Below are 24,297 nucleotides of genomic sequence, written 5' to 3'. Positions count from 1 at the left end.
CCAACCCCTCTGCGTCCTCCGCGCCTCTGCGCGAACCTCGTCCTTCTTCCTCCTCGCCCCTCCGCTCGAATAATCTCCCGCCGCTTCGCTTGCCGCTGCCACCGGTTACCCTATCTAGAACCCGCCGCCCGGCCTTGATCTTTGCGCGCCATTGGTGTCTCGCGAGGCCGAAACGAAGATAGCGAGGCAAAGCATGCGACAATCCGCGGGCAAACTGCTCCTGTTCGGCGCCACCGGCGACCTTTCCCAGCGGATGCTGCTTCCTTCGCTCTATGGCCTGCACGCGGACGGGCTGCTGCCCGACGGGTTGACCATCACCTGCACCGCGCGCTCCGATTACGACGATGCAGGGTTCCGCGAATTCGCCCGCCATGCGCTCGACCATTTCCTTCCCGCTGACCGTAAGGATGACAGCGCTGTCGGGAGCTTCCTGGAGCGCGTCTTCTACCAGCGGCTCGATGCCTCGAAGACCGAGGGCTTCGCCGCGCTGGCCGAGAAGCTGGGCGACATCTCGGGCGGGCTGGCGATCTTCCTGTCGACCGCGCCGTCGCTGTTCGGCCCGACGATCAAGGGACTCGAATCGGCGGGGCTGACCGGATCGAACGTCCGCATCGGGCTGGAGAAGCCGCTGGGCGTCGACCTCAAGTCGAGCCGCGAAGTGAACGACATCGTCGCCGAGGCCTTCCCGGAGGACCGCACCTTCCGGATCGACCATTATCTCGGCAAGGAGACGGTGCAGAACATCCTGGCGCTGCGCTTCGGCAACTCGCTGTTCGAGCCGGTGTGGAACGCCCAGGGCATCGAGCATGTCCAGATCACCGTCTCCGAGACGGTGGGCCTGGAAGGCCGCGCCGGCTATTATGACGATGTCGGCGCGCTGCGCGACATGGTGCAGAACCACATGCTCCAGCTGCTCGCGCTGGTCGCGATGGAGCCCCCCGCCCGCTTCGACGGCACTGCGATCCGCGACGAGAAGGTGAAGGTGCTGCGCTCGCTCCGTCCGGTCGCGGGCAACGACGTGCCCAACCTGACCGTGACCGGCCAATATGGCGGCGGCGCGGTGAAGGGCGAGATCGTGCGGTCCTACGACACCGACCTGGAGAAGAGCTCGGACACCGAGACCTTCGTCGCGATCAAGGCGCATGTCGACAATTGGCGCTGGCACGGCGTGCCCTTCTACCTGCGCACCGGCAAGCGCCTGGCCGAGCGCCGCAGCGAGATCGTGATCACCTTCAAGCCGGTGCCGCACTCGATCTTCGAGGAGCGCGGCGGCGCGCTGAAGCCCAATGTGCTGGTGATCCGCCTGCAGCCCGAGGAATATATCCAGCTGCTGGTGATGGCGAAGGAGCCGGGCCTCGACCGCGACGGCATCCGGCTGAAGGAAGTGCCGCTGAACCTCAGCCTCGAGCACGAGTTCGCCGGCACCCGCCGCCGCATCGCCTATGAGCGGCTGTTTCTCGACCTGATCGAAGGCGACCCCACGCTGTTCGTCCGCCGCGACGAGGTGGAGGCGCAATGGGCCTGGATCGACGCGATCCGCGAAGGCTGGAAGACGGCCGCGGTGAAGCCCAAGCCCTATGCCTCGGGCAGTTGGGGCCCGAGCGCCGCGATCGCGCTGACCGAGCGCGACGGGGTGACGTGGAACGAATAAGGCCCTGCACACCTCTCCCGCTTTCGCGGGAGAGGGAGGGGCCCGCCGAAGGCGGGAGGGTGAGGGCCCTCCCTTGCTGTGCGGTGCGTTAGAAGAAGAAGTGCCCTCACCCCTGCCCTCTCCCGCAAAAGCGGGAGAGGGAGAAAGAAGCAGGAACGAACATGACGACCGAAATCGAATGGTGGGACTATGAGGACGCCGACGAGATGGCCGAGGCCGTCGCCGGCGATATCGGCTTCATCATCGAGAGCGCGATCGACGCCCGCGGCGCGGCGGTTATCGCGCTGGCCGGCGGCAAGACCCCGCTGCCGATCTACGAGAAGCTCGCCAAGGCGAAGATCGACTGGAAGCGCGTGACGATCATTCCGGGCGACGACCGCATCGTGCCGCTGGGCGATCCGCTGTCGAACGTCACGGCGATCGGCAAGATCTTCATCCCCAAGGGCGCGCGGGTGATCCCGCTCGTCTCGGACAAGGCGCCGGACTACAAGGCGGCGGGACGCTCGGCCGACGCGCTGCTGCAGGACGTGCACTGGCCGCTCGACCTCTGCCTGCTCGGCGTGGGCGGTGACGGGCACTGCGCCTCGATCTTCCCGGGGCCCGATTTCGACGAGGCGCTGAACGGCCCCAAGGAGCGCCGCGCGCTGGGCGTGATGCCCGATCCGCTGCCGCCTGAGGCTCCCGTCGCCCGCGTCACCCTGTCGCGTTCGGCGATCATCACGGCGCGTGCGCTGATGATCGCGATCACCGGCGAGGCCAAGAAGGAAGTGCTGGAAGCGGCGATCGAGCAGGGCGCGTCGTCGAGCTATCCGGTCGGCCGCGTGCTCGCCGATGTCGAGCTGCCGGTGGATATCCACTGGGCGGCGTAGAATTTTCTTCTGTTCCCCGGCGAAAGCCGGGGCCCAGGGTCACAAGCGATTCAGCCGAGAAACCCTGGGCCCCGGCTTTCGCCGGGGAACGGTAGTGCAAATGGAATGAGCGTATGACCCTCCACACCGAAATCGCCGCCGTCACCGATCGCGTGATCGAGCGTTCCAAGGCCAAGCGCCGCGCCTATCTCGCGCTGCTCGATGCCGAGCGCGAATCGGGGAACGACCGGCCCAAGCTCGGCTGCGCCAACCTCGCCCATGCCTATGCCGGCACCGACGAGCAGCGCGACCAGCTCAAGGCCGGGCATTCGATGAACATCGGCATCGTCACCGCCTATAACGACATGCTCTCGGCCCATGCGGTCTATTACCGCTATCCCGAGCAGATGAAGGTCTGGGCGCACGAGGCCGGCGCCACCGCGCAGGTGGCGGGCGGCGTGCCGGCGATGTGCGACGGCGTGACCCAGGGCTATCAGGGCATGGAGCTGTCGCTGTTCAGCCGCGACACGATCGCGCTGTCCACCGCCGTCTCGCTCTCGCACCGCACCTTCGAGGGCGCGGCTTTGCTCGGCATCTGCGACAAGATCGTGCCCGGCCTGCTGATGGGCGCGCTGCGCTTCGGCCATCTGCCGATGGTGCTGATCCCCGGCGGTCCGATGCGCTCGGGCCTGGCCAACAAGGAGAAGGCACGGATCCGCGAGCTCTATGCCGAGGGCAAGATCGGCCGCGACGAGCTGCTCGACGCCGAGATCGCGGCGTACCATTCCAAGGGCACCTGCACCTTCTACGGCACGGCCAATTCGAACCAGATGATGATGGAGGCGATGGGCCTGCACATGCCGGGCGCCGCCTTCGCCAATCCGGGCACCAAGCTGCGCCAGGAGCTAACCCGCGCCGCCGTGCACCGGCTGGCCGAGATCGGCTGGAACGGCGACGATTACCGCCCGATCGGCCATGTCGTGGACGAGAAGGCAATCGTGAACGCGGCGATCGTGCTGTTGGCGACCGGCGGCTCGACCAACCACCTGATCCACGTCCCGGCCTTTGCGCGGGCGGCGGGGATCACGATCGACTGGGACGATTTCGACCGGCTCTCGCGCATCGTGCCGCTGCTGGCGCGCGTCTATCCGAACGGCTCGGCCGATGTGAACGGCTTCGAGGATGCCGGCGGGCCGAGCTTCGTGATCCGCGAGCTGCTCAAGGCCGGTCTGATGCACGGCGACACGCTGACCGTCGGCAAGGGCGGCATGGCGGACTATGGCCGCAAGCCCGAGATGGCCGGCGACGCGCTGGTCTGGACCGAGCATGGCGCGGCGAGCGGCGACGACACGATCCTGCGCACCGCCGACAATCCCTTCTCCCCCGAGGGCGGTTTCCGTATCCTCAAGGGCAATCTCGGCCGCGCCTGCATCAAGGTCTCGGCGGTGGAGCGGGAGCGCTGGACGATCGAGGCGCCGTGCCGCGTCTTCGCCGACCAGGCCGAGGTGCAGGCGGCGTTCAAGGCCGGCGAGCTGGAGCGCGACGTGATCGTCGTGGTCCGCTTCCAGGGGCCCAAGGCCAACGGCATGCCCGAGCTGCACAAGCTGACGCCGCCGCTGGGCGTGCTGCAGAATCGCGGCTTCAAGGTCGCGCTGGTCACCGACGGGCGCATGTCGGGCGCGAGCGGCAAGGTGCCGTGCGCGATCCATCTCAGCCCCGAGGCGCTGGGCGGCGGCCCGATCGCCAAGCTGCGCGACGGCGACGTGGTGCGGGTCTGCGCCGAGAGCGGCGAACTGACCGCCCTGGTCGATGCGGCGGAATGGGAAGCGCGCGAGCACGTCTCCCCGCCGCCGCCCGCGATCGGCACCGGCCGCGAGCTGTTCGCGATGCTGCGCAACCATTGCGACGAAGCCGAGAAGGGCGCGTCGGCGATGCTGGCGGAAGCTGGGCTGTAAAAACCAAGACCGTCACCCCCGCGAAAGCGGGGGCCCATCTCGCGCACGTGCCAGGCCAGACAACCGCGGTAGTTCGCGGAGGATAGCCCGGGAGATGGGTCCCCGCTTTCGCGGGGATGACGGAGAAGACCCTGGATCACGGTTACCCTTTACTTCTGCGCCGCACACGGGAAGAAGGGCCACGCCGGGTCTGGCAACGTTGACAGGCCCAGGCGGACGAGAGGATCAGGAGCCCGAATGGAAGTCGTCGCGGTCGATATCGGGGGCACGCATGCCCGCTTTGCCGTTGCCGAGGTAGCGGAAGGCCGCGTCGTCTCGATCAGCGAGCCGATGACCCAGAAGGTCGCCGAGCATCCCAGCCTGCAGCTCGCCTGGCAGGCTTATGGCGAGGAACTCGGCCGGCCGCTGCCCAAGGCGGCGGCGCTGGCGGTGGCCTCGCCGGTGGGCGGCGAGATCATCAAGCTCACCAACAATCCCTGGATCATCCGCCCCGCGCTGATCCCCGACCGGCTGGGCGCCGACACCTGGACGGTGGTCAATGATTTCGAGGCGATCGGCCATGCCGTCGCCCAGATGGGCCCGGAACATTTCCTCCATCTGTGCGGGCCGGACGAGGCGCTGCCCGAAAAGGGCGCGATCACCGTATGCGGCCCCGGCACCGGCCTGGGCGTGGCGCAGGTGTTCCGCCACCGCGCCGGATATGACGTGATCGCCACCGAAGGCGGCCATAGCGACTTCGCGCCGCTCGACCCGATCGAGGACGCACTCGTGAAGCGGCTGCGCAAGACCTATACCCGCGTCTCCAAGGAGCGCGTGGTGGCCGGGCCGGCGATCGTCTCGCTCTACGAGACGCTGGCCGAGCTCGAGGGCAAGCCGGTCCACCGGCTCGACGACAAGGCGATCTGGGCGCTGGCGCTGGAAGGCAAGGACGAGGTGGCGGTGGCCGCGCTCGACCGCTTCTGCCTCAGCCTGGGCGCGGTCGCCGGCGACCTGGCGCTGTGCCATGGCCCCAAGGGCGTGGTGATCGCGGGCGGTCTGGGGTTGCGACTCAAGGACCATCTGTTGCAGTCGGGCTTCGGCCAGCGGTTCGTCGCCAAGGGCCGGTTCCAGGGCCTGATGTCTTCCATCCCGGTGAAGCTCATCACGCACCCGCAGCCGGGCCTGTACGGCGCCGCCGCGGCATTCGCGCAGGAGCACGCCCTTTGAATATCGAAGCCATCATGCAGACCGCGCCGGTGATCCCGGTGCTCGTGATCGAAGACGCCGCCACGGCCCGTCCGCTGGCGGAGGCGCTGGTGAAGGGCGGCCTGCGCGTGCTCGAGGTGACCTTGCGCACCGGCGCGGCGCTCGAAGCCATTGCCGAGATGAAGAAGGTCGAGGGCGCGATCGTCGGCGCCGGCACGGTGGTCAACACCGAGCAGTTCGAGCAGGTGATGAAGGCCGATGCCGAGTTCATCGTCTCGCCGGGCCTGACCGATCGCCTGGGCGATGCGATCACCCGCAGCGGCGTGCCATACCTGCCGGGCGTCGCCAATGCCGGCGACATCATGCGCGGGCTCGACCTGGGCCTCACCCACTTCAAGTTCTTCCCGGCCGAGACCTCGGGCGGCCTCAAGGCGCTGAAGGCGCTCGCCGCGCCCTTCTACCAGTGCAAGTTCTGCCCGACCGGCGGGATTTCCGCGGCGACCGCGCCGGAATGGCTGGCGTTCGACCCGATCCTGTGCGTCGGCGGGTCGTGGGTCACGCCGAAGGGCGCGAGCTACGAGCAGGTCGAGGCACTGGCGCGTGAGGCGGCTTCGCTGGGGCGGTAATTCCTAATTCCCTCTCCCGTTGGGAGAGGGAGGGAGCCGACGCAGTCGGCGGAAGGGTGAGGGTCGAGAGGCAATTCTGCCCTCACCCCTCCCACTCGGCTTCGCCTCGCGGGCCCCTCCCCGCTCCCAAAGGGAGCGGGGGTCTCGCTGGGACCGAATGTCCCATTTCCATCGCGCGCCACCCACCCCAAATACCCGCCATGGAAAAGACCGGTACCCCCTCCCCCCACGCCACCGCGATGCGCAAGGAGAAGCGCCAGGCGGCGGCCGAGATGGGGATCGACGATGCCTTCGTCTCCGAGCTGGTCGAGCGCTTCTATGGGCGGATCCAGGCCGATCCGGTGCTCGGCCCGGTCTTTGGCGAGCGGATCAAGGACTGGGGCCCGCATCTCGACCAGATGAAGCGCTTCTGGCGCTCGGTGCTGTTCAGCAGCGGCGAGTATCTCGGGCGGCCGATGCCGCTCCATCTCGGCATACCGGGGCTCGACAAGCCGATGTTCGCGCGCTGGCTCGACCTGTTCGCCGCGACGCTGGCCGAGATCGGCGGCGGCGATGCCGCCGAGCATGTCCATGAACGCGCGCGGATGATCGCGAACAGCTTCCTCAACGGGATCGCGGTCCACCATCACGGGAAGATGGGGCTGCAGCCCGGCGAAGGCTTCGCCTGAGGCCCCAGCCAAGCGGGCGCGTCAGTTCTTGCCGGCCTTCGCCTCCGGACGGGCCGGCAGGCTGCTCGAGGCCGCGGCGCGCAGCGCGTCGTCATACCAGGTCGAAAGGTCGCGGTGCATCTCGGGCATCGTGGCCGGGTTCAGATACACCATGTGCCCCGCGTCATAGTAAGTGAAGCGGATGTTCTTCTGGAGCTGCTGGTCGAGCAGCATGTGGTTGACGTCGAACTCCGCCCCGTAGAACGGCGTGGCGAAATCATAATAGCCGTTGATGAACAGCACCTTCAGATAGGGATTGGTGCGCATCGTATAGGCGAGATCGACGGCGCTGTCGGGCGCCAGATGCGTGCCGTCGCCCGGCGCACGGTGCTTCCAGTCCCAGTCGAAGCCCGGGCCCCGCGCGGTCATGCGATAGGGCATGTCGGTCTTGTAGCCGAGCACGCGGGTCGCATAGTCCTGGAACGTCGCGACGAAGGCGCCCGACACCGCGGTCGAAGCGGGATCGTCCTCGGGGCTGTCGGCATTGGCATCGGTGACGTTGAGCAGATAGCGCGAATCGAGCCGGCCCACCGCCAGGCGCCGATCGCGCAGCAGCTCGGTCTGGAATCGCGGCAGGGTGAGGCGCAGGTCGGCGCGCAGGATATAGGCCTCGCCGATGCCGGTATATTCGGCCATCTTCTTCGCGACCGCGGCCTTTTCCTCGGGCGAGATCGTCGACCCCTTGGCCAGCGCCGCGGCATAGGCGCCGCTGGTGAAGCCGCGGACCTCGTCGAGGAAGGCGCGCAGGTCCGCCGGGCGGTTCTGCAGCCGGTTATGATACCAGGCGGTTGCCGCCATGGTCGGGAACAGGGTGAGGTAATTCTGGTCGTAGCCCGGCTGACGCACGCCATAGTTCATGATCGTCGAGAACTGGACCATGCCGTTCAGGCTGAGACCGGCGGCCTCCAGCTTGGCGGCGACCACCGGGTTGCGCAGCGTGCCATAGCTCTCGCCGAACAGGAATTTGGGCGAGGCCCAGCGGTTGAACTTGCTGGTGTAGCGCAGGATCGCCCGGGAAAAGCCGTCGGCGTCCTGGTCGACGCCCCAGAAGTCCTTGCCGGTCTTGTCGCCGAGCGGCCGCGACCAGCCGGCGCCGATCGCGTCGATGAACACCATGTCGGTCTTGTCGATCAGCGAATCGGGATTGGGCCCGAAGCCATAGGGCGCGGGGCGGATATATTCGGGATTGGCGGTGGTCACGCGCACCGGCGCGAAGCTGCCCATGTGCAGCCAGATCGTCGGCGAGCCCGGGCCGCCATTGTAGAAGAAGGTGACCGGGCGCGCGCCCCTCGCCCCGTCGCGGGTATAGGCGGTGTAGAAATAGGAGGCGGTCGGCTTGCCCTCGTCGTCGCGGATGGTGAGCGTGCCGGCGGTGGCGGTATAGGCGATGGCCTGCCCGCCCACCGTCACATTGCCATGGCTGACCGCGCTGGCTTCCTCGACCGGCGGGCGAGCCCAGGCCGCCTCGGCCTCCGCCTTCATCTGCTCGCGATAGTCCTGCTTCTTCGCCGGCTGCTCGGGCTTGTCCTGTGCCCAGGCTGGGGCAGCAGTGGCGAGCAAAAGGCTGGTCAGGACGAGACGATGCATGCGGCGATTCCCCCGGTTCGTGGCGATTGCGCAACAATGTTACATGCGGGGATGGGGGAGGCAAGCTGGGCGATTCCCTCTCCCATTGGGAGAGGGAGGGAGCCGACGCAGTCGGCGGAAGGGTGAGGGTCGAGAGTTGCGGGCATCGGCTGCCCTCACCCTTCCCACTCGCTACGCGAGCGGGCCCCTTCCCTCTCCCGATGGGAGAGGGAGATTGGGATCACATCTCGCCGCGTGCCCGGCGGATGGCGTACCACTTCTGCACGTTGGCATTGTGCTGCTCGAGCGTGTCGGCGAACACGTGGCCGCCAGTGCCGTCGGCGACGAAGTACAGCGCCGTGGCACTCGCCGGATCGAGCACCGCGTCGATGCTGGCGCGGCCCGGATTGGTAATCGGGCCGATCGGCAGGCCGGTCTTCTCATAGGTGTTGTACGCGTTCTTGGCGTGCACCTCGGAGTAGAGCGGACGGCGGCCGAGCGGCTTGCCCCTGGTGATCGGGTAGATGAAGGTCGGATCGGCCTGGAGCGGCATGTTCTGGCGCAGGCGGTTCGAATAGACCGCGGCGACCGTGCGGCGCTCCTCGGGCTTGCCGGTTTCCTTCTCGACGATCGCGGCAAGGTTGAGCGCATCGGTCGGGCTGCTGACCGCGATGCCCGGCTTGCGGGCTTCCCAGGCCTTGGCGAGATAATTGGCCATCGCCTTCTGCATGCGATCGAGCACCGCCTGCCGAGTGTCGCCGCGATTATAGGCATAGCTGTCGGGCAGCACGCTGCCTTCGGCCGGGACCTGGATCTCGCCGCTGAGCTGGGGCGCCTTCATCAGCGTCTCGTAGACCAGGATCGAGGGCGTGCCCTCGGGGATGGTCACGAAGCGCTGGAGGGTGCGGCCGCCCTGCATCATCTTGAGGATGTCGGACTGGCTGAGCCGCGCCGGCACGCGATATTCGCCCGCCTTGATCGGATCGCTGCTGCCCAGCACCTTCGCAAGGATCAGGAACTGGCGGGCCGAACCGATCGCGCCGGCCTTTTCCAGCTCGGTCGCAGCGCGCGACAGGCTGGAGCCTTCGGGAATCAGGACCGAGATGTTCTGCCGGGCAGGCCCCGCCCCGCCCCAAAGCTGGAGCACGCCCATGCCGAGCGCGACCAGCACCAGGATAGCGACGAGCAGCGCGCAACCGCCAAGCCGCCGTTTCCGGGGCTTGGCAGGTTTCGCGGCCGGTGCCGGCGTTGGCGTGTCTTCAGACAGCCTTCATCACCAGGCTGGCGTTGGTGCCGCCGAAGCCGAACGAGTTGTTCAGCACGGCCTTCACCTTGCGCTCCTTGGCCTTGTGCGGGACGAGATCGACGCCAGCGCAATTCTCGCTCGGATTGTCGAGGTTGAGCGTCGGCGGGACGATCTGGTCGCGCAGCGCCAGGATGCAGAAGATGCTCTCCACCGCGCCGGCGCCCCCGAGCAGGTGGCCGATCGCCGACTTGGTCGAGCTCATCGACAGGCCGCCGATATCGTCGCCGAACAGGCGGCGGACCGCACCCAGCTCGAGCTCGTCGCCGAGCGGAGTCGAGGTGCCGTGCGCGTTGATGTAATCGATGTCCGACAGGGCGAGGCCCGACTTCTTCACCGCCATCTGCATCGAGCGGAATGCGCCCGAGCCTTCCGGATGCGGCGCGGTGACGTGATAGGCGTCGCCCGACAGGCCATAGCCGACGACTTCGCAATAGATTTTCGCGCCGCGCGCCTTGGCGTGCTCATATTCCTCGAGCACGACCACGCCGGCGCCTTCGCCCATGACGAAGCCGTCACGGTCCTGGTCCCAGGGACGGCTGGCGCGCCACGGCTCGTCGCGGAAGCCGGTCGACAGGGCGCGGGCCTGGCCGAAGCCGGCGATGCCGATCGGGCAGACCGTGCTCTCGGCGCCGCCGGCGAGCATGATGTCGGCATCGTCCATCGCGATCATCCGCGCGGCGTCACCGATCGAGTGGGCGCCGGTCGAGCAGGCGGTGACAACGGCGTGATTCGGGCCCATCAGGCCGTATTTGATGCTGACCTGGCCCGAGATCAGGTTGATCAGGCGGCCATGGACGAAGTGCGGGCTGACGCGCTTGGGGCCCTTTTCGGCGAGGACGAGCGATTCGCTCTCAATGCCCGGCAGGCCGCCGATTCCCGAGCCGATCGAGCAGCCGGCACGGAAACGGGTCGCCTCGTCCATGTCGAGCAGGCCGGCATCCTCGATCGCCTGGCCCGCGGCATCGATGCCGTAGACGATGAACGGATCGACCTGGCGCTGGACCTTGTGGTCGACGCGCTTGCCGGGATCGAAGCCATATTCATGGTCCGGACCCTTCACTTCGCAGGCATAGTTGCTCTGGAAATCGGTCGCGTCGAAGCGCGTGATCGTGCCAGCGCCCGACTTTGCGGCGATGATGTTCTTCCAGGCGGTCTCGACATCCGCGCCCAGCGGGGTGACGAGGCCAAGGCCGGTGACAACTACACGGCGCATCCGATTTCTCCGTCAAACTTCAAAATATCGCGCATGAATACGGGCTAAATACCGGGTTTCATGGCCAAAACAAAACGGCTCCCCGCCCAACTCTTTTCGAGCCAAGGACGGGGAGCCGCTGGATTCTCAAGCTCGGCCCATAAGGGCGCGATCGCCTGGAGGGCGATCAGCCCGCCTGGTGCTCGGAGATGTAGGAGACCGCGTCGCCGACGGTGCTGATCTTCTCAGCCGCGTCGTCGGGGATCTCGACACCGAATTCTTCTTCGAACGCCATCACCAGCTCGACGATGTCGAGGCTGTCGGCGCCCAGGTCATCAATGAAGCTCGCCGTCGGCGAAACGTCGCCTGCGTCGACACCGAGGTGATCGACGACGAGCGCAGTCACGCGGGTGGTGATCTCTTCCTGAGTGGCCATGGTCCCTGTTTTCCTTTGTAGCTAGGGGCTCAATATCGTTGGAACGCACCTAGATCGCACATGGTGCCGTTGCAAGAGGGTGCGCGCACCGGCGCCGACGGTCAGGCTTCCGAAAACTGCCATGCCGCGTAGCGGACGGTGCTGAGAAAGAGGAAATATTTGTTGAGCAGCGCCGCGTTGGCGCGAGTCTGTTTCGCTTCGTCGGTGACCGAGGCGATCACCAGCTTCTGCATCTCCTCGGTGGTGAGCGGGCGGTTGCGGGCGTCCTCGGGCAGCGCGTCGAACTGCGACTCAAGCTCGCCGACGTCGAAGCCCTGGGCCGCGACGAAGGTCTCCGCGATCGGCTGGCCGAGCTTGGCGAGCGTGTAGACCCGCGCCGCCTCCAGCGCCGTTTCGGACCATTTATGTTCGTCCGAGCATTCCCTGGCGGCGACCGAGATGCCGCTTCCGACCGCCGGATCATAGGTGGGGCGCACGCCGGCGCCCTCCCCCATGTTGCGGGTTACGTCCTTGGAGATCTGCGCCTGGAGCGCGGGCTTGAGCTTGCCGATCACGCAATCGATCGTCGCGAGATCGGCGGCATGGGCCGGGACCGCGACGACCAGGGTGGCGAGGGCTGCAATTCCGAAAAGACGCATAGACTTCAAACTCCAGCCCCCGGACCGGCTCACAGCATCGCCATGCCGCCGTTCACATGCAAGGTCTGGCCGGTGACATAGCCGGCTTCCTTGCTGGCGAGATAGACGACGGCCGCGCCGATATCCTCGCCGCTGCCGAGGTCGCCGGCCGGGATGCGGGTGAGCAAGGCGGTCTTCTGCGCCTCGGGCAGCACGTCGGTCATCGCCGAGCGGATGAAGCCCGGGGCAACGCAGTTCACCGTGATGTTGCGGCTGGCGAGCTCCTGGGCGATCGCCTTGGACATGCCGACCAGCCCGGCCTTGGAGGCGGCGTAATTGGCCTGGCCCGGGTTGCCGGTGGCGCCCACGACCGACGTGATCGAGATGACGCGGCCGAAGCGCGCCTTCATCATCGGCTTGGCGGCGGCGCGAATCAGGCGGAAGGCAGCCTCCAGGTTCACCGTGATGACCTGGTCCCACTCCTCGTCCTTCATCCGCATGGTGAGGTTGTCGCGGGTGACGCCGGCGTTGTTGACGAGGATGTCGAGCTTGCCGAGCGCTTCCACGGCCTGGGGCACGAGCGCATCGACCTGGGCGGCGTCGGACAGGTTGCACGGCAGCGCGACATGGTCGCCACCGAGCTCGGCGCGGAAGGCCTCGAGCTTCTCGGCATTGCTGCCGGAAACGGCGAGCCGAGCCCCCTGCGCGGCCAGCGCCTTCGCGATCGCCGAGCCGATCCCGCCCGAAGCGCCGGTGACGAGTGCGGTCATGCCTGTGAGGTCGAACATTGGGGTCTCCAGAAGAAAGAAGTTATTGGTTCACGCGGAGGCGCGGAGACGCGGAGGGGGAATAGTCGTTCACGACTCGCCTGAGCCCCTCCTTCAGCGTTGCGCCGCCGAAGTTGATCAGCAGCCCTACGGGCTGTTTGGTCAGACGCAAATAGGTGAGAAGCTGCTTTCCATGTGCAGCGGTCAGCCGCTCGACCGACTTGATCTCGACGAGCAATCGCTCTTCCACGAGCAAATCGATGCGGAACGCAGCTTCGAAGCGGAGATCATCAAACTCGATGTCGATCGGCCGCTGGCGCGCAACGGCATAGCCCATTGAGGCCAGCTTGCTGGCAAGAATGGCCTCGTAGACGCTTTCGAGCAGGCCGGGACCGAGCTCCCTATGCAGCCGCAGTGCCACATCCACGACGTCACCGCTGATCTGCTCAAGGTCCCGCAAGCCCAATCTCCGCGCCTCCGCGTCTCCGCGTGAACCACTCTCTGCCTATTACAGTCCCTTCACCAGCGCTTCGATGTCGTCCATCGTCACCACGCTCACGGGTGCCGCGTCCGGGAAGATGCGCTTGACCATGCCGCCGAGCACCTTGCCGCCGAACTCGACATAGTCGGTCACCCCCGCCGCGAACATCGCCAGGACCGATTCCCGCCAGCGGACCATGCCCGTCACCTGCTCGACGAGCAGCGTACGGATCGTGTCCGGATCGGCGACCGGCGCGGCGGTGACATTGGCGTAGACCGGCACCAGTGGCGCCTGCAGCGACACCGCCGCCAGCGCCTCGGCCATCGCGTCGGCGGCGGGCTGCATCAGCGGACAGTGGAAGGGCGCCGAGACCGGCAGGAGCAGCGCGCGCTTGGCGCCCATCTCCTTGGCGATCGGCAGTGCACGCTCGATCGCCTCGCGGTGGCCCGAGATCACCACCTGCGACGGATCATTGTCGTTGGCGACGGTGCAGACCTGGCCCTCGGCCGCGGCATCCGCGATCGCCTGTGCCTTTTCGCGGTCGGCACCGAGGATCGCCGCCATCGCGCCGACGCCGACCGGCACCGCCGCCTGCATCGCGTCGCCGCGGATGCGGAGCAGCTTCGCCGTGGTGGCGAGATCGAAGGCGCCGGCGGCGCAGAGCGCGGTATACTCGCCAAGGCTGTGGCCCGCGACGAAATCGGCCTTGCCGGCCAGGCGGATGCCGCCTTCCTTCTCGAGCACGCGCAGCACCGCGATGGCATTGGCCATGATCGCCGGCTGGGCATTGGCGGTGAGGGTCAGTTCGTCCTCGGGACCTTCGCTCATCAGCTTGAACAGCTTCTGGCCCAGCGCATCGTCGACTTCCTGGAAGACTTCGCGGGCGGTGGCGCTGGCGTCTGCGAGTGCTTTGCCCATGCCGACGGCCTGGCTGCCCTGACCGGGGAAGATGAAGGCGCGCATATGTCTCTCCTGGATAGCGGCTGCGTGCGATTGGGGCCGCGCGTTAGGCCTGCGCCCTCTTCGACGCAACCCTGCCCGACATGAACGCTGCGGACAGGATTGCGAAACATTGCGACCATTTCGCAACCCGCGGGACAAACCTCTGCGACACGGCACCCCCAGATTGAGATCAACGCCGGAGACAAGCCGGCGCCAACGAGAAAAGAGGAGTGCAGTCATGAAGAAGTTCATTCTCGCCGCCGTCGCCATGTCGATGGTCGCCACGCCGGTGCTCGCCGCCGCCCCGCAGCACCATGATCGCCGCCCGCCGGTGCAGAAGGTGGTGGTCAAGAAGAAGGTCGTCACCAAGCCGAGCTATCGCAGCTGGCACAAGGGCGATCGCTTCGACAGCCGCTATGCCCGCAACTATCGCCAGATCGACTATCGCAAGTATCGCGGCCTGAAGGCCCCGCCGCGCGGCTATCGCTATGTCCAGTCGGGCAATGACGCGGTGCTGGTCGGCATCACCTCGGGCATCATCGCGGCGGTGATCGCCAACGCGATCGGCTAAGCAGAACGCCAAAAGCAGTGATGAAACGGCAGGGCCATGCCCTGCCGTTTTACATTCGCAGCAAGAATCCGACTCCTCGTTTCGGCTCCGTTAGTGTTATGGTTAACGGGCGTCGACAGGGAGGAATGCAGGATGTTCAGGGCAACAGCCCTCACGGCCCTTGCCGCGGCCGTGTTGATGCCGTTCGCCGCGCTTGCCGCGGACCGCGAGGACGGCAGCCTCGCTCCCGATTTCGAAGGCCAGGTCGCCTATTTCGGCAATTACACCGGCAAGACCTCGGTCACCGCCGACCTGCGCCGCCGCGAGCAGACCCCCTGCCCCTATCCCGACCAGCGCTGCTACCAGCAGGTCGTCGGCGGCGGCGTGAAGGTGGTGCTGAGCTTCGACGGCGAGCACGTCACCGGCTTCTATTATTCGGTCGGCGGGTTCGAGGGGCCGAACGGCCTGCGCGAAGGCACGCTGATCGGGCGGCGCACCTCGGTCGGTTGCGAGCTCTACGAGGCGGACGGCACGATGTGGCAGGCCACGACCTGCGGCGCCAAGGGCTTCCAGGGCCAGATCGTCTCGGTGCGCGGCATCCCGAAACAGTCGGAGGTGACCTTCTCCACCGTTGGCATGTTCGTACGCGACACCGGCTGGATCACCCGGCTGGGCGAGGAAGAGGCGCGGCGCGACCGGCGGATCAACTGGCTGACCCAGCGGCTCGACGGGCCAGGCGCGCCCGAGAGCCGCTTCCGCGCCGCGATCGAGCTCGACAGCTTCTCGCGCAACTTCCGCGGCATCGACATGGGGCGGGTCTCCGAGCCGGCGCGCTCGGGCAAGCCGAAGAAGAACCGCGAATGGTATCTCGACAGCAGCTACACGCGGCCGGACGGCAGCACCGGCAATGTCCGCGGCGTGGTCTATAACGACCGGATCCGCTGCATCCAGTGGGACGACGAGGGCTGCGGCCCGATCCATCCGCCTGCGGACTTCCCCAAGCCGCGCCTCGACGATGACGGCGGCTGGCTCTCGCGCAGCCCCGCCCCGATCGTGCCAAGCGACACGCGGCCGGTGCCGCGACCGCGGGGGAATGGCGAACGGTACTAGGTCGAAGGCTCATGATAGCTGCCTGTCGGTGATCGCCTCGATTGCGGTCGTTCAGGATCACGCGGCAAAAGGTTACCGGATTTCGCAAAATGAGCATGGCGGAGGCTCGTCAGGCTCAGAATTTCGCAAAGCGTGGAGAATAAAGACCGTCATGGATGCGTCTCAGCCTTTGCGATTGCCGGGTTTGGGAGCCTGCATCTACTGCGACGACCGCTTTCGAAATGGCGAAGAGCTGTCGGATGAGCACGTCGTCCCAGAGGCATTGGGCGGCAAGCTGATTCTCGAAAATGCCAGCTGCGCCAATTGCGCAAAGGAGACATCGAAGATCGAGCGATTGATTGCCCAAGCGATGCTCGATCCGTTTCGCATCCAGTTTGGTGTGCAGTCTAAACGAAAGAAACGGCAAGCGGCGCGAACCAGAAACGTCTTTGCCAAGATCAAAGGAAAGTGGGTTGTTCACCCGCTGTCGATCAAAGAGTTTCCCGTGATCGTACAGCTCCCCGCGCTTGAAGAACCCCGCATCCTGGCTAGGCGGGTGGCTGACCGGAAAGTGCACAAGTTTCGGGTGTTCGGCAGCGAACGGCCCAAAGAAATCGATGATCTTCGGGACTCTCTAGGGGCTACACGGCTGAATATCCCCGCGGCGGTCTTCATCAATGCGGCCTTTGGTGCCCTATTGCTCAAGATCGCGCATTCTTTTGCCGCGACCCAAAGAAACAAGTTTCCGGGCTTCCGAGATGTCGTGCCGCAGTCGGTCTTCCAGGCGGTCCGAGATGATTTCCCGGAGGATCACCTAGTCGGCGGTTTCTTCGGACCGTTAGAGTCCTCGGCTCAGAGGCACGAGCTTTTCTGCGAAATCACTCAGGCGAACGGTAGAAGATTTCTAACGGTCGTCGTTCGCCTCTTTGGCGACCTTGGCTTTCCCGCATATCGGGTTGTGACGGGCATTGGTGGTACTCCGCGCCAGCAGCGCCTTTTTAAGCGGCTACGCCCCTTGCGACGTGCCAATCCAAGAGAGCGTCGCGCGTGCCCGCAGCTTGGTTGGGGCGACTGGGACTTCATGTGTGGCAAGTGTGACGCGCTAGTAACCTCAGGCTGCAAGGGAAACTTTTCGAGTCCGGCTTATTGCTCGAATTGCGGTTGGCTATCGATGCCGCTTGCGGAAGACCGATCCTATGCTGTCACGGATGCCGATCGATCTAACCAGCCACTAGGTACAAATTTCGATGATCACTCATTCGACCTCAGTCGGGTCGCGATATTCGGTGTACCTAATGGCATTATCAGCCATTATGTTTCAATATCCGCGGATGATGATGGCCAGCCTTTCGATTACCGATCCGCGGCGCAAGACCAAGAAGGCCATGCTCCCCTAGCGTGACCGGTACCAGAAACTCGCATCTTGGTGAGAAAGCGGCCGTACCGCTGTCCACCCAATATCGGCCACTCGGCTTCCCATGCCGTAAGCGGCCTTTGTGTGCCCGCTCCAATCCTCTCCCGCCTTTGGGAGCGATTGCGGTTGCCAGCGGCGGCGCTTCCCGCTAAGGGCCCGCCTTCGTTCGACGTGGGGACGCGATTCCCGCTCGCGCGACCATTGAATACGAGACGACAGCCGGAGGGGCGTCACACGGGGTGGCGTCAGCGATCGGCCAACAGTGAGAAAGACGCATGGCTCTTTACGAGCACGTGTTCCTTGCGCGCCAGGATCTGGCACAGGCGCAGGTGGACGCACTGGCGGAAGCCGCCACCAAGATCGTCGAGGACAATAACGGCAAGGTCGTGAAGACCGAGACCTGGGGTCTTCGTTCGCTCGCCTATCGCATCGCCAAGAACCGCAAGGCGCACTACGTGATGCTCGAGATCGACGCGCCGGCCGGCGTGGTCGCCGAGCTGGAGCGCCAGACGCAGATCAACGAAGACGTGATCCGCTACATGACCGTCAAGGTCGACGAGCTGGAGCAGGGTCCGACCGTGATGATGCGCAAGGGCGACCGTGAGCGCGGCCGTGGCCGTCGCGATCGTGACGAAGCCGGCGGCAACACCGGTTTCGGCGGCGAATAAGGGAGATATAGACCATGGCACGCCCGTTTTTCCGCCGTCGCAAGAGCTGCCCCTTCTCCGCGAAGGACGCTCCCCGGATCGACTACAAGGACGTCCGTCTGCTCCAGGGCTTCGTCTCTGAGCGCGGCAAGATCGTCCCGTCGCGCATCACCTCGGTGAGCGCCAAGAAGCAGCGCGAGCTGGCCCAGGCCATCAAGCGCGCCCGCCACCTGGGCCTGCTGCCCTACATCGTTAAGTAAGGAGCGCACCCCATGGACGTTATTCTGCTTGAGCGCGTCGAGAAGCTCGGCGGCATCGGCGACGTGGTGAAGGTCAAGGACGGCTTCGCCCGTAACTACCTGCTGCCGCGCAAGAAGGCGCTGCGCGCCAACGAAGCCAACAAGAAGGTCTTCGAGGCCAACCGCGCCCGCATCGAGTCCGACAACGCTTCGCGTCGTTCGGATGCCGAGAAGGAAGCCGGCAGCTTCAAGGACGTTTCGGTCACCCTGATCCGTCAGGCCTCGAACACCGGCCAGCTTTATGGTTCGGTCGCGGTGCGTGACCTGGTCGAGGCGCTCGTCGCCGACAACCACAAGGTCACCAAGTCGCAGGTCGTCCTCGACAAGCCGATCAAGGCGATCGGCGTGTACGAGGTCAAGGTTGCGCTGCATCCGGAAGTGGCCGTGACCGTCAAGGTCAACGTTGCCCGTTCGCCGGAAGAGGCGGACATGCAGGCGCAGGGCGTGGACGTGATGGCCGCGATGTTCGAGGAAGGCCGCGACACCGCGGGCTTCGTCGAGGCATACGACCCCAACGCCGAGCCGGGCGCGACCGCCGAGGTCCGCGAGGAAGCTCCGGCCGCCGACGAAGGCGAGACCGCCGAGGGCTGATCCAGCCTCCGCACGGAAAAATGAAAGGGCCGCCCCGACATTTCGGAGCGGCCCTTTTCTTTGCGCGACCCGCTGGGGGTTTCAGTATTCCGATGTATCCGTAACCCGGGGCAAGTAATTTGGATCCATCCGCCGCACCTGGCGAGTCAAACCAATCGCGTTACGGACACGAAACACAGGCGCCGATCACCGCGGCCAGCGGGATCAGGGCCAGGACAACTGGCAGAACCTTGTTCATCTCAACCCGAACCTTTGTTTGTCGCTCGGGGCATAAAACGAGCCCAGCCGAGCAAGGTTGCAGCGAGCGTTAATCTTTTGTTCGGGAAGCGTTCACCTCGATCTGGTCTATAGGGCCGCGATGCCGCCTTTCCTGCCCCTTGCCCTGGCGCTCGCCATGCCCGCCCAGTCGGGCATCGAGGCCGCCGTGCTTGCCGAGATCAACTTCGCCCGCACCAGACCGCGCGACTATGCCGAGCAACTCCGCGCCTATCGCCGGTTCTTCAAGGGCAAGATCGTCTGGTATCCCGGCAATCCCGACGGGCTGCGCACCGAGGAAGGCGTGCGTGCGGTGGACGAGGCCATCCGCTTCCTCGAGCGCCAGGCGCCGCTGGAGCCGATCGCGCCCGCCACCCTGCTCGCCCGGGCCGCGCGCGACCATGTCCGCGAGCAGGGACCGAGCGGCGGCACCGGCCATTACTCGGCCGATGGCGCCAATCCGCGCGACCGGGTGCAGCGGCGCGGCGGCGGCAGCTATGTCGCCGAGGTGATCACCTATGGCCCGCCCAGCGCCGTCGAGGTGGTGCGCCAGCTGATCGTCGACGATGCGGTTCCCGGGCGCGGCCACCGCAAGACCTTGTTCGCCGCCGAGATGCGCTATGCCGGCGTCGCCTGCGGGCCGCATCGCGGCTACCGGGTGATGTGCGTCGCCGATCTGGGCCGCAAGGCCGACGGGCACCCCTGAGCCTCATACGGTTAACTCCCGAATATCCGCTTGCCTTCTCAGCCGGTTAAGCGTGTATCGCTACCGGTGAAATGACGGACGGGCGCGGGGCCCGGGCCGGCTCCGGGGGGAGCGTGTACGTGCGTATTGCCAAGACCGCCCGTTGGACCGCCGCGCTGGGCGCGTGTGCGATGTTCCTCACGAATGCCGCCGCCCATGCTGGCGAGCGCGCCAACGACGTCTCCCGCCTCGAGCGCGACGTGCTCACCGAGATCAACTATGCCCGCGAGCATCCGCAGGAATATGCCGAGATGCTGCGCGAATATCGCGAGTTCTTCGACGGCCGCGTGCTGTTCCTGCCGGGCGACCCGAACGGCGTGATCACCAATGAAGGCATTCCGGCCGTCGACGAGGCGATCGACTTTCTCGAGCGCCAGGCGCCATTGCCGCCGCTGAGCCGCGCCGAGCTGCTCGTGCTGGCGGCGCAGGACCATGCCGACGACCAGGGCGCTTATGGCGGCAGCGGTCACGTCTCGCGCGACGGGTCGAGCCCGGGCGACCGGGTGAAGCGGCGCGGCGGCGACATCTATGTCGGCGAAGGCATCTGGTACGGCAATGGCGATGCGGGCGCAGTGGTGCGCAGCCTGATCGTCGATGACGGCGTGCGCGGCCGCGGGCACCGCGCGCTGCTGTTCCAGGCGGACTTCCGCTACGCCGGCGTCGGCTGCGGCGCGCATCGCCGCTTCGGCAATATCTGCGTGGTCGATTTCAGCGGCACCGCCGACGGCTCGCCGGTGCTGCCGGGCTGGGCCAAGGCACGCGGCGGCCAGGTCTTCCGGATGCCGGCGACGACCAAGCGCTGAGGCGCCCGCCAGAAGCCGCATTGCCAGATACCGCCATATCGGTGAGGATCGCGCCCGATGGGCTATGTCGTGCTGTTCCTCGCCGGGGCGTTGCTCTGCAACGCGATCCCGCATCTTGCCGCCGGCCTGCGCGGCGAGCCCTTTCCCACTCCCTTTGCAAGGCCGCGCGGGGTGAGCCGCTCTTCGCCGCTGATGAACTTCTACTGGGGATCGGCGAACCTGCTGATCGGCATCTCGGCGCTGCTCAGCTATTCGCTGCGGGACTATGGCGTATGGCCGGTGATCGCGGGATGGCTGGCGCTGGGGAGCTATATCGCCTGGTATTTCGGGAAGGTTCGGCGGTAATTGCCCTGAACTGATCCAGCGAAGGAACTGCAAGTGGTTGGAAAATTTCTCAAACGCAACGCGATCATCGACACGATCAGGAGCGAAGAGAAGATGAACAGCCTGCAGGCTCGTAGCGGCGGGCCGCGATATCATGTGGATACCATTTCATGCGGCTGTCCGGATGATAATTGCGGCGCCTTCCACGTAATGCGCACCAATCGCCCGTTGCCATCGCCGGACGAAGCGGACGCGACGCTTCGCGCACGCCGCGAGGGCCCGACACCGCGATAACCCGGGCTATTTCCGCCCGAACAGCTTCTCGATATCGCCGTGCGCCAGCTTCACCCAGGTCGGGCGTCCGTGGTTGCACTGGCCCGAGTGCGGCGTGACTTCCATCTCGCGGAGCAATGCGTTCATCTCGGCGACCGAGAGCACCCTGCCCGCGCGCACCGAGCCATGGCAGGCCATGGTCGCGGCGACATGGTCGAGCTTTTCCTTGAGGCTCAGCGCCTCGTCGAAGCTGGCCAGCTCGTCGGCGAGGTCGGTGACCAGCGCATGGACGTCGCCCTTGCCGAGCGCTGCCGGCACTGCGCGGACCAGCATCGCGTGCGGGCCGAAGCGTTCGAGGTCGAGACCGAACTCGGACAGCTCCGCAATCCGCGCCTCGAGCCGGTCGCAGGCCGGCTCGTCCAGCTCGACGACTTCGGGCACCAGCAGCCCCTGGCTGGCGACGCCGCCCTCGGCCATCGCCTTGCGCATCCGCTCAAGGACGAGGCGCTCATGCGCGGCGTGCTGGTCGACCAGCACCAGGCCATCCTCGGCCTCGGCGACGATATAGGTCTTGGCGACCTGCCCGCGGGCGACGCCAAGCGGGTGCTGGACGCTCTGCGGCACCGGCGCGACCGCCGGCTCGGCACGGGCCAGCGGCGGCGGGGCGGCGAAGCTCGGACGGCGATCCTGGACGCTGGTGTAGTTGTAGGACGGCGCGGGATTGTATTGCGGCGCCGGGGTGAAGGCCGGCTCGGCATCCCAGAGCTGCGGCGCGGGGGCCACCGGTGCGCTCGTCTCGCTGGTCCACATCCCCAAGGCCGCTTCACTAGGGCGCTGGACGCTGCGGTGCCCCGCTTCATCCAGGGCGCGACGCAGGCCCGAGACGATCATGCCACGCACCAGCGCCGGGTCGCGGAAGCGGACCTCCGTCTTGGCAGGGTGGACGTTGACGTCAACCTGGTCGGGCGGAACGTCGAGGAAGAGCGCGACCACCGGGTGGCGGTCGCGCGCCAGCATCTCGGCATAGGCGCCGCGCAGCGCGCCGATCAGCAGGCGGTCCTTCACCGGACGCCCGTTGACGAACAGATACTGGTGATCGGCCACGCCGCGGTTGAAGGTCGGCAGGCCGGCGACGCCGCCGAGCACCAGCCCCTCGCGCTCGAAGTCGATCGCGACGCTGTTCTCGGCGAGCGCACGGTCGGTGAGGCCGGCGACGCGCTCGGGGCCGCTCTCGCCGCCCTGGACATGGAAGGCCTTGCGGCCGTCATGCTCGACCGAGAAGGCGATGTCGGGCCGGGCCATGGCGAGGCGCTTCATCACGTCGAGGCTCGCGGCGTACTCGGCACGCGGCGAGCGCAGGAACTTGCGGCGCGCAGGGACGCGGGCGAACAGCGCCTCGACTCGCACCCGGGTGCCCGGCGGCAGCGGCGCGGGACCTTCGGAGACGACCGCGCCATTGTCCACAATGCGATGCCAGCCCTCGGCGCCGCGCACCCGGCTCTCCAGCGTCATCCGCGCGACGCTGGCGATCGAGGGCAGCGCCTCGCCGCGAAAGCCCAGGGTGGTGACCTGGTCGATCTCGTCGTCGGGCAGCTTGGAGGTGGCATGGCGCTCCAGCGCGAGCGCCATCTCGGCGGGCGACATGCCGCATCCGTCGTCGGTCACTTCGATCAGATCGGTGCCGCCACCGGCGAGCTTGACGGCGATCCGGGTGGCTCCGGCGTCGATGGCGTTTTCGACCAGTTCTTTCAGCGCGCTGGCAGGGCGTTCGACCACTTCTCCCGCTGCAATTCGGTTGACAAGATGTTCGGGCAGACGGCGTATTGACATGGTCGTTGCTCTAGCCCAAGCGACGGCATCCCGCGACCCCAACCGCATCGCACCAGGCCGGATTCTTCAGTCCGTCCCGGAAGGGGCAGGACTAGATTTTTGAAGAGCTGCGCGGCGGGCGCCCGCGCCGCAGGACGGAACCATAGATGGCATTTTCCCGCTTGTTCAATTTCATGTCCCACGACATGGCGATCGACCTCGGCACGGCGAACACCGTGGTATATCTCCGCGGGCGGGGCGTCGTCCTCAACGAGCCGTCGGTGGTGGCGGTCGAGACGCTCAACGGCGTCAAGCGCGTCAAGGCAGTCGGCGACGACGCCAAGCTGATGATGGGCAAGACCCCGGGCAGCATCGAGGCGATCCGCCCGCTGCGCGACGGCGTGATCGCCGACATCGACATCGCCGAAGAGATGATCAAGCACTTCATCCGCAAGGTGCACGGCCAGCGGCGCTTCATGCGCTGGCCGCAGATCGTGATCTGCGTGCCCTCGGGCTCCACCTCGGTCGAGCGCCGCGCGATCCGCGACGCCGCGTCGAACGCCGGCGCTTCGCAGGTGTGGCTGATCGAGGAGCCGATGGCAGCCGCGATCGGCGCCGACATGCCGGTGACCGAGCCGATCGGCTCGATGGTCGTCGACATCGGCGGCGGCACCACCGAAGTCGCGGTGCTCTCGCTGCGCGGCCTCGCCTATTCCACCTCGGTCCGCGTCGGCGGCGACAAGATGGACGAGTCGATCGTCTCGTACGTGCGCCGCAACCACAACCTGCTGATCGGCGAAGCCACGGCCGAGCGCATCAAGCAGGAAGTCGGCGTCGCCAAGCCGCCGGCGGACGGCATCGGCCAGACGATCCACATCAAGGGTCGCGACCTGGTCAATGGCGTGCCCAAGGAAATCCAGATCAACCAGGGCCAGATCGCGGAGGCGCTCTCGGAGCCGGTCGGCACGATCGTCGAGGGCGTGCGTATCGCACTCGAGAACACCGCGCCGGAACTGGCCGCGGACATCGTCGATCAGGGCATCGTCCTCACCGGCGGCGGCGCGCTGCTGCAGGGGATCGACGAAGTGCTGCGCGACGAGACCGGCCTGCCGGTCACGATCGCCGAGGACCCGCTGACCTGCGTGGCGCTCGGCACCGGCCGCGCGCTCGAGGATCCGGTGTTCCGCGGCGTGCTCATCTCGGTCTAATTCGGAAGGCA

The 24,297-nt window shown here is 66.6% G+C and carries 25 protein-coding genes; 16 read left to right on the top strand and 9 right to left on the bottom strand.

Annotated features, from left to right (window positions below; translation table 11 throughout):
* Nucleotides 1-193: 193 nt before the first annotated feature.
* From zwf to J2W22_RS14095, 6 genes are all read left to right on the top strand, one after another.
* Nucleotides 194-1,651 (top strand): glucose-6-phosphate dehydrogenase, encoded by a 1,458-nt coding sequence (zwf, locus tag J2W22_RS14120; RefSeq protein ID WP_307118876.1) that lies wholly within the window; start codon nt 194-196, stop codon nt 1,649-1,651.
* Nucleotides 1,652-1,812: 161 nt separating this feature from the next.
* Entirely contained in the window at nt 1,813-2,520 is a 708-nt protein-coding gene (pgl, locus tag J2W22_RS14115; protein WP_307118875.1) for a 6-phosphogluconolactonase, read from the top strand.
* A 113-nt stretch (nt 2,521-2,633) separates the two neighbouring features.
* Nucleotides 2,634-4,454: a phosphogluconate dehydratase gene (edd, locus tag J2W22_RS14110; protein WP_307118874.1), complete on the top strand. Its 1,821-nt coding sequence runs from the start codon at nt 2,634-2,636 to the stop codon at nt 4,452-4,454.
* Nucleotides 4,455-4,691: 237 nt separating this feature from the next.
* Complete coding sequence (gene glk, locus J2W22_RS14105) at nt 4,692-5,660, top strand: glucokinase (RefSeq protein ID WP_307118873.1); 969 nt, start codon at nt 4,692-4,694, stop codon at nt 5,658-5,660.
* Nucleotides 5,661-5,674: 14 nt separating this feature from the next.
* A complete protein-coding gene (gene eda / locus J2W22_RS14100) occupies nt 5,675-6,265 on the top strand; it encodes a bifunctional 4-hydroxy-2-oxoglutarate aldolase/2-dehydro-3-deoxy-phosphogluconate aldolase (RefSeq protein WP_307119588.1) in 591 nt (196 codons plus the stop codon).
* A 200-nt stretch (nt 6,266-6,465) separates the two neighbouring features.
* Nucleotides 6,466-6,933, top strand: coding sequence for a group III truncated hemoglobin (locus tag J2W22_RS14095; protein WP_307118872.1), 468 nt, complete (start codon nt 6,466-6,468; stop codon nt 6,931-6,933).
* A gap of 21 nt (nt 6,934-6,954) precedes the next feature.
* Here J2W22_RS14095 and J2W22_RS14090 read toward each other — a convergent pair whose 3' ends face one another.
* The 8 genes from J2W22_RS14090 to fabD all read right to left on the bottom strand — a co-directional run bounded on the left by J2W22_RS14090 (nt 6,955) and on the right by fabD (nt 14,300).
* On the bottom strand, nt 6,955-8,559 hold the full coding sequence (locus J2W22_RS14090; RefSeq protein ID WP_307118871.1) for a S10 family peptidase: 1,605 nt from the start codon (nt 8,557-8,559) through the stop codon (nt 6,955-6,957).
* 220 nt (nt 8,560-8,779) lie between these two features.
* Nucleotides 8,780-9,691 carry an endolytic transglycosylase MltG gene (gene mltG / locus J2W22_RS14085; RefSeq protein WP_307119587.1) on the bottom strand — a complete coding sequence of 304 codons (912 nt, stop codon included), beginning with the start codon at nt 9,689-9,691 and terminating at the stop codon, nt 8,780-8,782.
* A 106-nt stretch (nt 9,692-9,797) separates the two neighbouring features.
* Complete coding sequence (fabF, locus tag J2W22_RS14080) at nt 9,798-11,057, bottom strand: beta-ketoacyl-ACP synthase II (RefSeq protein WP_307118870.1); 1,260 nt, start codon at nt 11,055-11,057, stop codon at nt 9,798-9,800.
* A gap of 166 nt (nt 11,058-11,223) precedes the next feature.
* A complete protein-coding gene (locus J2W22_RS14075; RefSeq protein WP_086129474.1) occupies nt 11,224-11,472 on the bottom strand; it encodes an acyl carrier protein in 249 nt (82 codons plus the stop codon).
* A 101-nt stretch (nt 11,473-11,573) separates the two neighbouring features.
* Nucleotides 11,574-12,110 carry a hypothetical protein gene (locus tag J2W22_RS14070; RefSeq protein ID WP_307118869.1) on the bottom strand — a complete coding sequence of 179 codons (537 nt, stop codon included), beginning with the start codon at nt 12,108-12,110 and terminating at the stop codon, nt 11,574-11,576.
* 29 nt (nt 12,111-12,139) lie between these two features.
* Complete coding sequence (fabG, locus tag J2W22_RS14065; RefSeq protein ID WP_307118868.1) at nt 12,140-12,877, bottom strand: 3-oxoacyl-[acyl-carrier-protein] reductase; 738 nt, start codon at nt 12,875-12,877, stop codon at nt 12,140-12,142.
* A 22-nt stretch (nt 12,878-12,899) separates the two neighbouring features.
* The gene (locus J2W22_RS14060; protein WP_307118867.1) at nt 12,900-13,316 is read right to left on the bottom strand and encodes a GxxExxY protein; all 417 of its coding nucleotides are present in this window, start codon (nt 13,314-13,316) and stop codon (nt 12,900-12,902) included.
* Nucleotides 13,317-13,364: 48 nt separating this feature from the next.
* On the bottom strand, nt 13,365-14,300 hold the full coding sequence (gene fabD, locus J2W22_RS14055) for an ACP S-malonyltransferase (RefSeq protein WP_307118866.1): 936 nt from the start codon (nt 14,298-14,300) through the stop codon (nt 13,365-13,367).
* A gap of 217 nt (nt 14,301-14,517) precedes the next feature.
* Here fabD and J2W22_RS14050 point away from each other — a divergent pair, with 217 nt between their 5' ends.
* From J2W22_RS14050 to J2W22_RS14010, 9 genes are all read left to right on the top strand, one after another.
* Nucleotides 14,518-14,850, top strand: coding sequence for an RcnB family protein (locus J2W22_RS14050; protein WP_307118865.1), 333 nt, complete (start codon nt 14,518-14,520; stop codon nt 14,848-14,850).
* Nucleotides 14,851-14,982: 132 nt separating this feature from the next.
* Entirely contained in the window at nt 14,983-15,939 is a 957-nt protein-coding gene (locus J2W22_RS14045) for a hypothetical protein (protein WP_307118864.1), read from the top strand.
* 28 nt (nt 15,940-15,967) lie between these two features.
* The gene (locus tag J2W22_RS14040; protein ID WP_307118863.1) at nt 15,968-17,320 is read left to right on the top strand and encodes an HNH endonuclease; all 1,353 of its coding nucleotides are present in this window, start codon (nt 15,968-15,970) and stop codon (nt 17,318-17,320) included.
* 287 nt (nt 17,321-17,607) lie between these two features.
* On the top strand, nt 17,608-18,000 hold the full coding sequence (gene rpsF / locus J2W22_RS14035; RefSeq protein WP_307118862.1) for a 30S ribosomal protein S6: 393 nt from the start codon (nt 17,608-17,610) through the stop codon (nt 17,998-18,000).
* 14 nt (nt 18,001-18,014) lie between these two features.
* Nucleotides 18,015-18,239, top strand: coding sequence for a 30S ribosomal protein S18 (gene rpsR, locus J2W22_RS14030; protein WP_010543816.1), 225 nt, complete (start codon nt 18,015-18,017; stop codon nt 18,237-18,239).
* Between the two features lie 12 nt (nt 18,240-18,251).
* Complete coding sequence (rplI, locus tag J2W22_RS14025; RefSeq protein ID WP_307118861.1) at nt 18,252-18,869, top strand: 50S ribosomal protein L9; 618 nt, start codon at nt 18,252-18,254, stop codon at nt 18,867-18,869.
* Between the two features lie 358 nt (nt 18,870-19,227).
* A complete protein-coding gene (locus J2W22_RS14020) occupies nt 19,228-19,830 on the top strand; it encodes a CAP domain-containing protein (RefSeq protein WP_307118860.1) in 603 nt (200 codons plus the stop codon).
* A gap of 119 nt (nt 19,831-19,949) precedes the next feature.
* A complete protein-coding gene (locus tag J2W22_RS14015) occupies nt 19,950-20,672 on the top strand; it encodes a CAP domain-containing protein (protein ID WP_307118859.1) in 723 nt (240 codons plus the stop codon).
* 57 nt (nt 20,673-20,729) lie between these two features.
* Nucleotides 20,730-21,017 (top strand): hypothetical protein, encoded by a 288-nt coding sequence (locus J2W22_RS14010; RefSeq protein ID WP_307118858.1) that lies wholly within the window; start codon nt 20,730-20,732, stop codon nt 21,015-21,017.
* Between the two features lie 279 nt (nt 21,018-21,296).
* On the opposite strand, the gene mutL is transcribed toward J2W22_RS14010, so the two are convergent.
* Nucleotides 21,297-23,099: a DNA mismatch repair endonuclease MutL gene (gene mutL / locus J2W22_RS14005; RefSeq protein ID WP_307118857.1), complete on the bottom strand. Its 1,803-nt coding sequence runs from the start codon at nt 23,097-23,099 to the stop codon at nt 21,297-21,299.
* Between the two features lie 146 nt (nt 23,100-23,245).
* On the opposite strand from mutL, the gene J2W22_RS14000 reads away from it, so the two are divergent.
* Complete coding sequence (locus tag J2W22_RS14000; protein WP_307118856.1) at nt 23,246-24,286, top strand: rod shape-determining protein; 1,041 nt, start codon at nt 23,246-23,248, stop codon at nt 24,284-24,286.
* Nucleotides 24,287-24,297 lie beyond the last annotated feature (11 nt).

The organism is Sphingomonas kyeonggiensis, assembly GCF_030812785.1.
Lineage (GTDB): Bacteria > Pseudomonadota > Alphaproteobacteria > Sphingomonadales > Sphingomonadaceae > Sphingomonas > Sphingomonas kyeonggiensis_B.
This window is presented reverse-complemented; position numbering and strand designations above follow the sequence as displayed.